The organism is Spirosoma pulveris (assembly GCF_054781875.1).
In genome coordinates, this window is the sequence record NZ_BAAGTO010000007.1 from 298,086 (window position 1) to 312,212 (window position 14,127).

Genomic DNA, 14,127 nt, shown 5'->3' on the forward strand with positions numbered 1-14,127 from the left:
TTGCGACTAGTAAAAGCAGCAAAGCAGGCATTTGTAACCATCCAAATGCCGATTACCTGCAATTTAAACGAATCTTCGCTATAAAGTATTCTGTATGAAGCACTAACGCTGGGCGAAATCACCTCGCCCGTATGTCAATCTGCGCCGTATCATCTTCACCATTGGTTACGCCATTACCCGGTATGGAGTCGGGGTCGGGTACGCTGGCGGTCACGACCTGGGCCGAACAGACACCCCGGCCAACAGCGGTAACTCTGGCCCGGAAACGAAGCGAGCGATTACTGCCCACCGCCACACTGCTCACGCCAACGACCGGACTGCCGCCGGACAGTATAAAATCATTGCCCGGAACGAATGTTTGGCCTGCTGGCAGATAAGCCGACAGGCTCAAGCCCGTTGCCGCCAACCCGCCCTGGTTCGTTATCGTTAGCGTATACAAGATGGTATCGCCAACGGCAGGTGTCCGTTTGTTGACTGAAAGCGAAATACTCACATCGGCTTTGGCGGGATCGGGTGTGGGTTGACTACTGCTGACGGCCGGCAGAGGCACCTGGCTTGGGTTGGGCGACGTAAATACGGCTGAACTGGCCTGCCGAGTCCGAAAATCCAGCTGAGCCGCATCGTCCTGTCCATCGCCGGTACCGGAATCGGGCTGGCTGTCGGTGTCGACACTGGCAGCACTGGAAATTTCGGCCGCGTTTTGAAAGGTACCCGCCAGCGTTGGCTTCGCAAGGAAACTCAACGTTCGGGTTGCACCGGGAATAACGTCGATGCCCGAACTGGTAAGGACAGCTCCCGAAAGCGTAAAATCGCTCGACGAAATAAACGTCAGGTTTGCGGGAAGGCGGTTGCGCACAACAATGCCTCTTGCCAGACCCGGCCCGTCGTTCCGAACAGCCAGACTTATACTTACGGGTTTGTTCACGTCCGGTGTTCGCTGGTCAGCGCCCATCGCCAGACTTACATCGGCTTTGTTTGTCAGCAGAAAAAGATTAGAAGGCACGGCGGGCATGGCGGGCGAGGAAGCCACCACCCGAATCTGATACCGGCCGCTCGGGAGGGAACTCGACAAGGTGACAGAAATCGGGCTGCCGGTACCGTTGCCCAGCACACTCATGTATTGACCCAAAGAGTCCAGCAACTGTACCTCCCACTTATTGTCGGCCTTGAACGTGCCCAGCGTAGAAAACGAAACGGGAATCGTTGTGCCCGGCGGTACATAAGCCGCGACATTGCCGGTCACCGCAAACTGGGACGGGGTAATCGGCTGCGCATTTTGAAAGAATGAATTAGTGAGACTGTTGCTCCAGTTTCGGGCAAACCTCGACAGGCCCATTTCGGTCGGGATGGGCTTGTTCAGGTAATACTGCGGGTGGGGCGACAGGCGCGACACATTGCGAAAGTGCCCGTCAACCGTGCCAGCGGCCCGGTTCTGGATGGTGTCGTTGAGGGGCCCCTGAAAAACATTGAATTCGGGGGTATCGATCACCGCCTGCTGTTGAGCGACAACATCAGGGTTGGTAATGCGACCGTTAAATGATACCCGTGCCACCATCCAGGGCAGGCTCCATCCGTTAAAATCGGCCCGCGACTTGGCAATGACGGCCCGGAGCAGGTTGGCATAATTTGGAATACTCGACGCCGAAATATCGCCTTCAGCCTCGCCCTGATGCCACAACACAGCCCGTACACCGGCTACCGACCCGTAATAGCGGAGCACATTTTTCAGGTTCGTGTACGGCTGTAAGTTGGGCCAGTCGCCACCAACGCAGAAGTAGGCGTTACAGGCCGCGATGCCATTTGCCGTTTTGTACCAGTTATCAATGGTGGATGCATCCCAGCCAGCTACGTAAAACGCAACGGGCACGTTGTAGCGATTCACTATGTAATCGCCTAGCTCCCCCCATCCCCACGAACTTTCAGCCATCGGAAAAATTCGTCGGGCGGCCGTAAGTGCTTTATACCGGGGCACCGGCATCGGGTCGCCTGACGAAACCAGGGCCGGTAACGATGGCGGTTGCGGGTAATAATGGTTGATCGAGTCGATGGAATTGACGCGGTCGGTGTTGGTACCGAGGTCATTATCGCCAATGCCCAGCCCGCGCGAGTTTGACTGCCCTGCCGTAATGAACACTTCGCCAATGCCAACCGGCTGTACACTGGCCTGTTCCACTACGGTACTGCCCACGAGCGTACGGACGGTGAGTACATACCAGCCTCCGGCAGCCGTAACATAACCCAGAAAAAGATTAGTAGTAGGGGCTGTTTGTACCGTTTGCCAGTCCGTAGCCACCCCCTGACCCGCCACAGCGGGCGTTAGTCGGGCCTCAATCTTGTCTACCGTACCGGTAAATCGTCCTGACAGATACAGCCGACCGTTGCCGTCGGTCCCACGCTGCACCACAAGCCGTGCCATTGGGTGGGAAATCTGAAGCTGAGCCATGACGACAACTGGACAGCTAACGAGCAAAAGCGCCCACTTAATAAACCTGAGCATTCGCGGTGGGTAGATAAAATTACCGCGAAAATACATGAAAGATAGTTTATACAGCGAACGGGAAACCAACCGACCCACTTCTTGGCGAACAACTAACCTGAATAGCCTATTTAATGTACTGAGTGTGACCTACTTTACACAAACAGCTAAATCCTATTTTTTCGATCGTTCAGACAGATCAAAGAAACTCCCCGTCGCGTCTGACCTGCGCCGATTTGGGTTAGGTCCAATAAACGAGAGAGGTCTCTCAAAACCGAATTACACCAGGTTTTGAGAGACCTCTCTCGTTTATTGGAAGCAGTTGGCGTTACGAAACGAAACGAGTGAGCGGGTTGTCCGGGCACCTACACTTTACCCTTGAGGTAACGGGCGGTATGGTTGCTATCGTCCAGTTTCACCATCTCTTCCGGTGTTCCGGTAAAGGTAATGTAGCCCCCCGTTTCGCCCCCTTCCGGGCCGATGTCGATGATATGATCGGCGTTTTTGATGACTTCCATGTTGTGCTCAATGATGATTACCGAGTCGCCTTGATCGACCAGCGCGTTGATAGCCGACAGTAACTTACGTATGTCGTGGAAGTGCAGTCCCGTTGTGGGTTCGTCGAAAATAAACAGCGTGCTGCCTTTGTTCGGGTTTCCTTTACCCAGGAACGACGCCAGTTTTACCCGTTGGGCTTCACCACCCGAAAGAGTATTGGCAGATTGCCCCAGACCGATATACCCCAGCCCTACATCCTGTAAAGGCTGCAGTTTGTCGGCCATTTTGTTATCGACTTTGCGGAAGAACTCGATGGCTTCATCGACGGTCATGTCCAGAATATTGGAGATGTTTTTATCGTGCAATGTTACTTCCAGCACTTCCTGCTTGAAGCGTTTGCCGCCACAGCCTTCGCATTTGAGGTAAATGTCGGCCATGAACTGCATCTCGATCTTCACTTCGCCTTCACCCTGGCACACCTCGCAGCGCCCGCCATCCACGTTGAATGAAAAATGACTGGGCTTGTACCCGCGCGACTTCGATACGGGCTGGTCGGCCATTACCTGCCGGAGGTAATCGTAGGCTTTGATATACGTGACTGGGTTAGACCGGCTCGATTTGCCGATCGGGTTCTGGTCGATCATCTCAACCGACAAAATCCGGTCGAGCGAACCGCCCAGGCTGTCGTACTTACCGGCTTCTTCGGTGCCTTCGCCCCGTTGCCGCATCAGGGCCGGGTACAGAACTTTCCGAATCAGCGTACTCTTTCCCGAACCCGATACCCCCGTAACAACCGTAAGCGTATTGAGCGGAAACCGCACGTCTACATCCTTAAGGTTATTCTCACGAGCGCCCTTCAGCTCAATGAAGTTTGTCGCCCTCCTTCGGAAACCCGGCACCGGAACCGTTTCCCTCCCCGTCAGGAAGTCGATGGTGTGTGAAGAAGAGAAGGGAGTAAGGAGTGAGGAGTGAAGAGTTGCTGACGCGTCAGCAACAATAGATGCGTCAGCGACTCCTGGCTCCTGGCTCCCGGAACGCCGGCCGCTCGCTCCTAACTCCTTAATATCCTGCCATGTTCCCTGGAACATCAGGTGTCCGCCCAGCGATCCGGCGTCGGGGCCGATGTCGATGAGCTGGTCGGCGGCACGCATTACCTCTTCTTCGTGCTCTACCACGATCACGGTGTTACCCATGTCGCGGAGCGTTTCCAGAACGCTCACCAGCCGCTGGGTATCGCGGGGATGCAACCCAATGCTCGGTTCGTCGAGGATGTACATAGACCCCACCAGCGCCGAACCAAGGGACGTAGCCAGCTTGATACGCTGGTATTCGCCCCCCGACAGCGTGTTGGTCAGGCGGTTGAGCGTGAGGTAGCCAAGCCCGACGCGCTCCATGTAATCGAGCCGGTTACGAATCTCAATCAGGATACGATTGGCTATTTGCTGCTGATGCGCGGGCAGTTCCAGGCCTTTAAAGAAAGCCGTAACGTGTGTCAGGGGCATCAGCACCAGGTCGGTAATAGACTTCCCGCCCACTTTTACGTAGCCTGCATCTTTCCGCAGCCGCGAACCCCGACACTCCGGACAGGTTGTTTTGCCCCGATAGCGCGACAGCATTACGCGGTACTGCACCTTGAATGTCTGGCTTTCAACGAAGGCAAAGAATGCGTTGATCCCGTCGAAATACTTATTTCCGGTCCAGAGCAGCTCCTGCTCGGCGGGCGTGAGGTCTTTGTACGGGCGGTGAATCGGGAAGTCGAACCGGATGCCGTTTTTGAGTAGCGGTTTCAAAAACTCCTCGCTCATTTTCTCGCTGCGCCAGGGTGCGATGGCCCCTTCAAAAACCGATAGATTTTTGTCGGGAATGACCAGATCGGGGTCGATACCCAACACCTTACCGAAGCCATCGCACCGGCGGCAGGCTCCGTACGGATTGTTGAATGTGAACAGGTTTACGCTTGGCTCTTCGAAGGCAATCCCGTCGAGTTCAAATTTATCAGAGAAAACCCGCGACTCTTTGCCGACAATATCTACCCGGCAAGTCCCTTCTCCCTCGCTGAACGCCGTTTGCACGGAGTCTGAGAAACGGTACTGGTTGTCTTCGTCCGGGTTACCGCCGGCGTCGTACAGCACCGTTCCGCGGTCGACCAGAATTTCCAGCGAATCCAGCGAAGCGTGATCCGTTAAGAGTGAAGCATACTCACTGTTATAATCTTCATTCCTGGCCCTTAACTCTTCGTTCTCTAAAATATCTTCGATCTGCAGTACCCGGCCATCCACCACAACACGCGTGTAGCCTTTCTGGAGCAGGATATTGAGTTCGTAAGGCAGTGTCCGGTCTTCGCGGATACGCAGGGGCGCCATGATCATCACCCGCTGACCGGCTTCGTACGCGTACATGTAATTGACAACGTCCGTAACCGTGTCTCTCCGGACTTCGTGACCCGAAATAGGCGAGTAGGTTACTCCCGAGCGGGCGAAGAGCAGTTTCAGGTAGTCGTAAATCTCGGTAGACGTGCCTACGGTTGAGCGGGGGTTACGGGTCGATACTTTTTGCTCAATGGCAATAGCGGGCGACACTCCCTTGATGTACTCGACCTCGGGCTTCTCCATCCGTCCCAGAAACTGCCGGGCGTAACTGCTCAGGCTTTCGACATACATCCGCTGGCCCTCGGCAAAAAGGGTATCGAACGCCAGCGATGATTTACCGGAACCAGACAGCCCGGTCAGGACAACTAATTTGTTGCGCGGAATGGCAACATCAATTCCTTTAAGATTATGTACTTTCGCCCCTTTAATGATAATAAACTGTTTGGGGTTGAGCTGGTCAACGGAACTTAATCGTTCGGTTTCCGTGGTCTGAGTCATTCTGAAGTAATGAGGGTAAACTCTATCTAAATTTTAACGGTTTATTTCAGAATATGGTTTCTCCTGACTGGTTAAAACGGGCTGGGGAGTCTAATAATAATCTGCTTTGCAACGGGAGTCGGTTTAATGCCGTATTGAGTAACGAAAGAAATGGATTTTGCGCAGGAAGACATTATTCGGCTGGTTGTGGCGCTGGTCATCGGCGGAACCATTGGTGCCGAACGCGAATACAACGGCAAGTCAGCGGGTTTACGTACGATGATCATGATTTGCGTCGGCTCCGCACTGTTTACGATGATTTCGGGTCGTATCGGCGGCACCGGCGACCGCATTGCGGCTAACATTGTAAATGGTATCGGTTTTCTGGGCGCGGGCATTATTTTTCGGGAAGACAACCGGATCAAAGGGCTAACCACGGCCGCTACCGTTTGGGCGGTCTCGGCACTGGGTATGTGCGTAGGGGCGGGCCATTACGATATTGCCGTAATCGGGTTTATTTTTATTCTTGGATCGCTGCTTCTGCTGCTGGGTTTATCGAGCCGTATCCAGAAAATGAACCAAACACGTGATTATAAGATTGTAACAGCGTTTCATAACAAGACGCTGAAGCAGTATGAAGACCTTTTCAGTGAGTTTAAACTTAAGTCGACCCGTAATCAGCAACAGCGAATCGGGACCGAAATTATTGGCAACTGGCGGGTTAGCGGTTCCGAGCAAAATCATGAAAAGTGCATTAAACGTTTGCTGAGAGACCCTGAGGTAAAAGAATTCACCTTTTGATTTCGTTACATACACAGAGTTATTATTTCGCATAAAACACCATGAATCATATCCAAAAGTTACTCTTTATCACGGCTTTACTAACCAGCAGCGTAGCCTTCGGCCAACTTACCGAAGATCCTGACGACCGTCGGGATCAGGGCAAAGACCCGCTTCGGACCCAAACGCCGGAGGGCAGACCGTTACCTTTCGGCCAGCGGCTGCGGTTTGGTGGCGGCATCAACGGCTTTCGGTTCGGCAATCCATTCAGCCTGGGGGTTTCGCCGGTAGTTGCTTATCAGGCCACCGAACGAATGATTGTCGGAGTTGGCGGGACTTATACCTATACCCGTTACAAGGCGTATACAAGTACAAATACAACCGTTCCCTATCGAACACTCAATCAATACGGTGGACGGGGCTTTTTGATGTATGAGTTCATTCCATCCATTCTGCCGAACCTCTATTTACACGGCGAAGTAGAGAGCACTACAATAAAAGACAAGTTTGAACAGCCTGGTTTACCAGCTCCAGCTACGTATAGCCTGACAGCCCCCCTGGTAGGCGTAACGTACTCTCAGCCTATCACCCGACGGTTCGGTGTCAATTTGACGGCCCTGTACAATTTGAATTATTCAAATAGTCTGGCGGCCAGCTTGATTTACAGCAGCCCTTTTGTACTCCGCCTGTCGTTCTTTTAAGTCGGTATACGTACATCCTCCGGGGTAGTAAACTACCCAAGGTTTTTTCACCACATCGGACCGCCGAAGCGGAGGTACAAAGAATACAGAGCAATTCGTATAAGAACCTCTGTGCTCTCTGTGCCTCCGCTTCGGCGGTCCGATGCGGTTAATAACAATTACTGAATCTTCTCCCAGATCAAATCAGCGATGCGCTGCATACCGGCATCGTTGGGGTGAGCCGCTACACCGGGGTCCTTATACTGGCTGGCGAAGTAGCCCCCCTGCCCTACCAACGGACTCAGATCGACAAGGGCATGTCCTTTTTCCAGCGTAACAGCCCGAACTATGGCGTCGGACTGGGGTTTGTTCCAGACACTGGTAGTACAGACGAGTCTTACCGGCTGGCCATAGCTGGCGAGCAGATCGAGAAGCTGCCGGTACTGTTTTTCGAAATTGCGCTGTGCAACCACACCCTGATCGATATTTTCGCCAATCCGCAATACGATCAGATCGGGCTTAACCCGTTGCAGGATGGGCGTAAATTCATCAATACTGTACGCTGCCGTTCCAAAATCCCGTTCAAAACCCCCTCCCGATTCCAGATCGACGGTAATAGCGGGGTACAGCACCCGTAATCGCCCCGTTAACAGATGAACAAAATCTTTTTCGGGTGCCGAAGCGGCCATACCGTTGGAATTGAACCAGCCTAAATCGGGCACGGGGCCGTGGCTCATGATGCTGTTACCAAGAATCAGCATCCGTTTGTAATAGAGCGAAAACGAAGCCCCCCGGCTGATAGACAGCTTACTGCCCGACCGAATCCGCGAAAGTACCGTTCCGCCCGAAACTACGGTAAACTGGCTACCCGTGAGCCAGTTGCTGCCATTATCCAGCGAATACTCGATTACCGCTCCGGCAGGCAGGGTGTCGGCGGTTAGCTTCACCGCCGTATTCATATAAAAAGTGCCGCCATCGGGCGAAAAGCGAGGTGGCGACACCTTGAGTGTATCAAAAGGGGCTGGCGACACCGCCGGGACAGCGGTCGATGAACCGGGCAGACTCGTGCTACTCCCCGGTGTCGTTGATACCGGTGGCGGAATAACAACGCGCGGTCCATCCAGCGACGGGTAATCCCGCGTGCAGCCGATCACAGCCATCAATAGAACCAGTACGCGTAAGTTTCGACTAAAAATGTAATACTTCATTATGTACAAATATAATCCTCTTTTTACCCTATTGACTCAGTCAATCCAAAAGCAGCATGTTCTATTAACCCATTGTATCATGATGCTGTTTAGCATGATCTTAGGGTACTGATACACCCCGCAGCTTCTTATACGTACTTAAAGCAGGTGTCTATAGGCAAATGGTCCTGCAGTAATGGAAAAAATAGGAGCTGTTTTTTTTATAGTATATTTGCTAGTAAACGTTTTTGGCTTTATGAGCCTATTTACTTGTAATATCCAGAAAGCAGTAGCCTCCAAATACTGTAAAACATATACTTTTACGCTTATTTCTATTTACAACTATTATGCTGTTTAGCTCAGCAATATTTCTGTTTCTGTACCTGCCATTCTTCTTAATCGTTTATTATCTATTACCGAAGCGCTGGCATAATACCTTTCTGTTTTTCGCGAGTCTACTCTTTTATGCCTGGGGCGAAGGACCGGTGGTGCTGGTGCTTTTACTATCAGCGTTGATAAACTACCTAGCAGGTCGCCTGATTGAGCAGGGCCGTCGCCAAACGGGCTTATGGGTATCGCTCATCGGCAGTATATCCCTGCTTTTTTACTACAAGTACGCTAATTTCTTCGTTGATTCCATTCGGGGCACGGCCGAAATCTTTGCCTTACCGATTGCCCATAGCCTGACGCTGGGTCATATTGCCTTGCCAATCGGCATTAGCTTCTACACGTTTCAGGGTATTTCTTATACCCTCGATATTTACTGGGGACGCATAAAGGCCAACCGGAGCTTTCTGGATTACGGCACTTATGTAGCCATGTTTCCGCACCAGATTGCCGGCCCCATTGTCCGTTATGCGGATATTGCCCCCGAACTGGCGGATCGGTCTACTACCATGGAAAAGTTTGGTGTCGGGGCAGAACGGTTCATATTGGGGCTGGCCAAGAAAGTACTGCTGGCCAACACCTTCGCCAGTCTGGCCGACACTATCTTCAATGCCCCCGCCAATAGCTACGGTACCGCAACGGCCTGGCTGGGTATTCTCGCGTATTCGCTCCAGATTTACTTCGACTTCTCGGGTTACTCCGATATGGCCATTGGTCTGGGCAAAATGGTAGGATTCGACTTTAAAGAAAACTTCAATTACCCCTACGTGGCCCGGTCCATTCAGGACTTTTGGCGTCGGTGGCATATTTCGCTGTCGAGTTGGTTCCGCGATTATGTGTACATTCCATTGGGTGGCAGCCGGGCCAGCAAAATGCGAACCTACCGCAACCTGCTGATCGTATTTTTTGTAACCGGATTATGGCATGGAGCCAGTTGGAACTTCATCATCTGGGGCTTATTCCACGGCTTGTTTCTGCTGATCGAGCGGGCGGGACTAGGCAAACGTCTGGAACGGATCTGGCCACCCCTTGCGCACGGCTACACGGTTCTGGTGGTATTGGTTGGCTGGGTATTCTTTCGGGTCGAGACCTTACCCGAAGCCATTCACTATCTACAGAAAATGGTTGGGCTGGGCATTCAGCCTACGGCAACTATAGCTTACCCACCCGCTTACTTTTTAAATGTTGAATTAATCGTTTCGCTAGTGGTTGGCATTACCCTGACAACACCCGTTTATCCTTATTTCCAGCGAGCTATTGAGCGCCTGACTGCCCGGCTGGCTCCAATCGGGTCGCTGATCAATTCGCTGTACATGGCCGGTCTGTTCAGCCTGTTTGTATTAGCCGTTATGTACCTGGCCGCTGATACATATAATCCGTTTATTTATTTTCGATTTTAAGGGGTCAGTTGTAGCTACCGAAAGACATTATGAATAGCAGCCGCACCCGAATAATCGCTGTCGTTTTTGCACTTTTCCTCATTCTACCAACGCTCGATCAGCTACTGGGTCTTTCATCCCGGTTCAGCAGCACCGAGAACCGGGAGCTGAATAAGATGCCCGCACTGAATTTTCCGCATCTGCGTAGCTTTGTCAAGCAATTCGACCGCTATTACAAGGAAAATTTTGGCTGGCGGAATGCACTGTTCTATGTGTATAGCCGATGGAAATTCAATGTGCTAGGCGAATCTCCCCTTCCCGAAAAAGTTGTTGTCGGCAAAAATGGCTGGCTGTATCTGGGTAACAGCTACAACAAGGTTATTGACCAGCACCGGGGCTTACAGCCGCTGTCGCTGGATTCGGCCCGGCGCATTGCCAGCCACCTCGTGCAGCGACAGCAGGAACTGGCCCGGCAGGGTGCCCAACTGTATATTCTGGTTGCTCCCGATTCGCATACGATCTACCCCGAGTACCTTCCCGACAACTTGCAGCAAAGCACCGATCCGTCGCGCCTGGATATTCTCAAGCAAGCCATTGCGCAGACCAACCTGCGCTTTGTCGATATCCGGGATACACTCCGGACCGCCAAACGGGACCATGTAGTCTACTACCAGACGGATACCCACTGGAACGAATACGGAACCCTGATTGGTAGTGCAGCCCTGCTGAACCGGATTCGGCAGGAACAACCGACTGTCCCCCCCGTTCTTCTGTCAGATTATCACATCGAAAAGCAATCGGGTGGAGCCGGTGACCTGACCACCATGCTTACGCTCCAGGATGAGCAGAAAGATCCGATCTATTATTACATAAAACCCATTGCCAGCCGGGCGGGGCGGCAAACGGCGCTTATCCCGAATGAAGAACTTGGCTACCCCTCCACCCGCTTTTCAGGTCCGGGTACAGGGCGCCTGCTAGTGATCGGCGACTCGTTCAGCCACGGGCTTATGAACTACCTGCCCGGCTATTTTCGTGAATCTTACTTTATCCGGGGCCGCTACCTGGACCCGGCGGTCATCAAAGCGGAGAAGCCAACCGTTGTCGTTATTGAAGTCGTAGAACGCAACATCAATCAGCTAGCCACTTTTTAGGCGTAGTGCTTGTATCACAGATTACCAATATCTAATTCAACAGCACTACTTTCTGCGTCAGGAAGGTATTACCAACAAACAGTTGGCAAATGTATACACCCGAAGCCATACGGCTCAGGTCAAGCTGCTCACGCACTTTTCTGCCGTTAACGGGTAGCATTTCGTTGCGCAATACCTGCCCGGTGGAACTGATAATACGCAATTGAACGGCTGAAACACGGGTTGTCAGGTCGGCGTTCAGGTGTACAACTCGGCCGGTAACCGGATTAGGGTAAACCTGAAAGAATCCTGCCGAAGCGGGTTCCTCGGCCAGTACGAGCGGGGCGGGAGGTGCCTGTATCCGAAGGTTGTCAATGGCCCAGCCCCAGCCGTACGCCAGTTGATCGGACACCAGCCGGAAACGAATCAGTAGCCGGTCGCCCGCCCGGAAAGGGCTGCCGGCTTTCAGAAGAGGTATATCCCGATGCCGATAAAGGGCCGGAACGCCCATTGTTTCGGAATTTTGCTCGTTATTCTCTCCAGAAACCAGCCTGGCCTTGTAAGCATTGAGCCAGTCGGTTTTGTCCACCGAGCTGTAGCCGTCTACCAATGCCGTCCAGGTTCGGCCATCATCAGTAGAGCCTTCTACAACCACATAATCGTAAAAGGTGGCATCGCCGGGCTTGCTTCCGGGGTTGCCGGGTTCAACCAGTACCACCTCGTCGAACCGGATAACGGCGCTATCCGGATTGGCTGTCACCCGGATGGGTGACAGCAACACATACTCAAAACTACTTTGGCCCCGAAAATCAGTGCCGTTTCGATACGGATGCTCGGAATGAATGGCACCGGTGCCAAACCCTACCGGGGTAGCCAGACTAAAGCCCGCACCAGCGAAATCACTTGCCGTTGCTGCGTTATCGAAGGTATTGATGTATTGATCGCGCACCGGCTGCTGCGCCACAACCCTCAGTTCATGAAAGCCGCTGGCCGGACTAACCCGCTGGTTTCTGGCCCTCGACGAATCTCTGGCAACAATCCGATACGAAAGCTTATCGCCCACCTTTAACGAGTTGGCCGGGAAGTCGATACGGGTAGAATAGACGCTATCGTAGACAACATTATTGACCGTCCGGCGACCATATCGCAGTACTCGGTTAGGCTGGGCCACTCCATTCAGCTGGTATTCGACATAGGCGCTTTCGATCCCACTCCGGTCGTCGGCGATACGGGCGTAGATGGGTAGACTATCCGCTACCGTCGTTGACAGGATCGTGTATTTGGATGGGCTGTATTGAATGCCGGGTGGTACATTGTCGGGGCCAACCCGCATGTGATGCCAGGTTTGCGAGCCGGTCGTGAACTTGCCCGGATTGGTAAACGTCCTACCCGAAGCGTCCTGCGCCTGAAAATAGTACCAGGTGTCGCCCGAAGCCTGGGAAGCCGGTAAGGTATACCGGTACTCATTGGTACTGCCCACCAGAACGGGCGATACCGCTGTGGCGGCCGAATCAGTAGCGGTTGGGGCATTTTTCCGGTAGAACAAGCGAACAGAACCGGGTGTGAGCGTGGTATCGCTGACAACCCGCGCACTGAACACAAAATCGCGGGTATCTTCAACGTTCAGTATGGGCTCGTGCAGTATCGAAGTCGTTTTCCACTCCAGATCAGCGAAGAACGCCAGTACCAGCGGACCGGGCGTGTGCATCGACTGCCCCTGCGCCAGCCGGGCACTCATGAGCGAGTTGATGGTACCGGCGGGATAAGTGTCCTCATTCAAATGGTAAATATTGGCTGCCCGATCAAACTGGGCCTGCGCGTTCAATTTCAGTTTAAGGCCGCTCGTTTGTCGCAGTATCGTTCCGTTCAGGTATAAATCCCCACCCGTCAGCTGCCGGTTCAGGGCAATGGAATTGTTCGGATAGTCGGCCTGCGACGTAATTAACCGCTTTCTCAGTCCATTTTCGATGAAACAATCATAGACAGAAGGCAGAGCGGCCAGGTATTGACCATTCCCCTGGTCCCCCTTACCACTCTCAACACTGAAGAACCCAATGAAACCAAGTCCATGGGCCAGTTCGTGGAGCACCGCCGTGACCAGATCGGTTTGCCCTTTGGGCGTTTTGCCATCCGTTCCGTAATACCAGTTATTGTTCCGGTTAAAATCAGCAACGATATCAGCGTCCGTTGGGCTATTGAGATCGCGTCGGGCGATTTTTTCGGCCAGAGCCACCGGGTAAAAGGCGCGTACCTTCTGACTACCGTCGAAGCTGTAACGATACGACGCCGGCCCCGCCGAGCCCAGCAGATTAGGTTCCTGAGAAACCCAGTTCGCCTGAATCCGAATGGGCACCGGCGAGGCAATCAGCGTCGACCAGATATCGACGGCATATTGAAAAGCGTGCCGGGCTTCGGCGGTAAAATTGGTGTAGTTGACAACGAATTGTGCCGTAGGTGCCAATGGCCGCGCATTAGGGCTTGTTTGCCGGAGAAATGATGCCGGTGCCGGAACCTGCCCCGACCCATCCTGCCCTGTTGAATAATAGCTGACTTTATTTCCTTCTATCGACAGACTTACCGGTTTTGCGACCGATTCGGGTAATTTGGATGAACCCGTCGTCTGCGCCACGCCCAGATGCGCCCCCAGTAATCCGATTGCGCTGGTCAGCCGGAACATGTTCCAGTACTTCATATCGTAGTAAATCTTTCGGCCACGCAAGTTCGTATTGATCGACGTGCGAATTTCGACATCAATCGACCAAAG

The 14,127-nt window shown here is 52.9% G+C and carries 8 protein-coding genes; 4 read left to right on the forward strand and 4 right to left on the reverse strand.

The window, feature by feature from the left end; genetic code table 11:
- Positions 1-118: 118 nt before the first annotated feature.
- Positions 119-2,497, reverse strand: coding sequence for a sialate O-acetylesterase (locus ACYVJM_RS22545; protein ID WP_461150486.1), 2,379 nt, complete (start codon positions 2,495-2,497; stop codon positions 119-121).
- Positions 2,498-2,841: 344 nt separating this feature from the next.
- Positions 2,842-5,841 carry an excinuclease ABC subunit UvrA gene (locus ACYVJM_RS22550; RefSeq protein ID WP_461150487.1) on the reverse strand — a complete coding sequence of 1,000 codons (3,000 nt, stop codon included), beginning with the start codon at positions 5,839-5,841 and terminating at the stop codon, positions 2,842-2,844.
- Positions 5,842-5,991: 150 nt separating this feature from the next.
- Here ACYVJM_RS22550 and ACYVJM_RS22555 point away from each other — a divergent pair, with 150 nt between their 5' ends.
- Complete coding sequence (locus ACYVJM_RS22555; protein WP_461150488.1) at positions 5,992-6,621, forward strand: MgtC/SapB family protein; 630 nt, start codon at positions 5,992-5,994, stop codon at positions 6,619-6,621.
- A 41-nt stretch (positions 6,622-6,662) separates the two neighbouring features.
- Complete coding sequence (locus ACYVJM_RS22560) at positions 6,663-7,301, forward strand: hypothetical protein (protein ID WP_461150489.1); 639 nt, start codon at positions 6,663-6,665, stop codon at positions 7,299-7,301.
- Positions 7,302-7,459: 158 nt separating this feature from the next.
- Here the strand turns inward: ACYVJM_RS22560 and ACYVJM_RS22565 are convergent, their stop codons facing one another.
- A complete protein-coding gene (locus ACYVJM_RS22565) occupies positions 7,460-8,488 on the reverse strand; it encodes an SGNH/GDSL hydrolase family protein (RefSeq protein ID WP_461150490.1) in 1,029 nt (342 codons plus the stop codon).
- Positions 8,489-8,814: 326 nt separating this feature from the next.
- On the opposite strand from ACYVJM_RS22565, the gene ACYVJM_RS22570 reads away from it, so the two are divergent.
- Complete coding sequence (locus tag ACYVJM_RS22570; RefSeq protein ID WP_461150491.1) at positions 8,815-10,254, forward strand: MBOAT family O-acyltransferase; 1,440 nt, start codon at positions 8,815-8,817, stop codon at positions 10,252-10,254.
- A 29-nt stretch (positions 10,255-10,283) separates the two neighbouring features.
- The gene (locus tag ACYVJM_RS22575; RefSeq protein ID WP_461150492.1) at positions 10,284-11,384 is read left to right on the forward strand and encodes an alginate O-acetyltransferase AlgX-related protein; all 1,101 of its coding nucleotides are present in this window, start codon (positions 10,284-10,286) and stop codon (positions 11,382-11,384) included.
- A 31-nt stretch (positions 11,385-11,415) separates the two neighbouring features.
- Here the strand turns inward: ACYVJM_RS22575 and ACYVJM_RS22580 are convergent, their stop codons facing one another.
- Positions 11,416-14,055, reverse strand: coding sequence for a T9SS type A sorting domain-containing protein (locus ACYVJM_RS22580; protein ID WP_461150493.1), 2,640 nt, complete (start codon positions 14,053-14,055; stop codon positions 11,416-11,418).
- Positions 14,056-14,127: the final 72 nt, after the last annotated feature.

What these genes read in the sequence shown, in the direction of transcription:
- ACYVJM_RS22545 (WP_461150486.1), bottom strand. Translation starts at nt 2,497, where the DNA reads ATGCTCAGGTTTATTAAGTGGGCGCTTTTGCTCGTTAGCTGTCCAGTT.
- ACYVJM_RS22550 (WP_461150487.1), bottom strand. Translation starts at nt 5,841, where the DNA reads ATGACTCAGACCACGGAAACCGAACGATTAAGTTCCGTTGACCAGCTC.
- ACYVJM_RS22555 (WP_461150488.1), top strand. Translation starts at nt 5,992, where the DNA reads ATGGATTTTGCGCAGGAAGACATTATTCGGCTGGTTGTGGCGCTGGTC.
- ACYVJM_RS22560 (WP_461150489.1), top strand. Translation starts at nt 6,663, where the DNA reads ATGAATCATATCCAAAAGTTACTCTTTATCACGGCTTTACTAACCAGC.
- ACYVJM_RS22565 (WP_461150490.1), bottom strand. Translation starts at nt 8,488, where the DNA reads ATGAAGTATTACATTTTTAGTCGAAACTTACGCGTACTGGTTCTATTG.
- ACYVJM_RS22570 (WP_461150491.1), top strand. Translation starts at nt 8,815, where the DNA reads ATGCTGTTTAGCTCAGCAATATTTCTGTTTCTGTACCTGCCATTCTTC.
- ACYVJM_RS22575 (WP_461150492.1), top strand. Translation starts at nt 10,284, where the DNA reads ATGAATAGCAGCCGCACCCGAATAATCGCTGTCGTTTTTGCACTTTTC.
- ACYVJM_RS22580 (WP_461150493.1), bottom strand. Translation starts at nt 14,055, where the DNA reads ATGAAGTACTGGAACATGTTCCGGCTGACCAGCGCAATCGGATTACTG.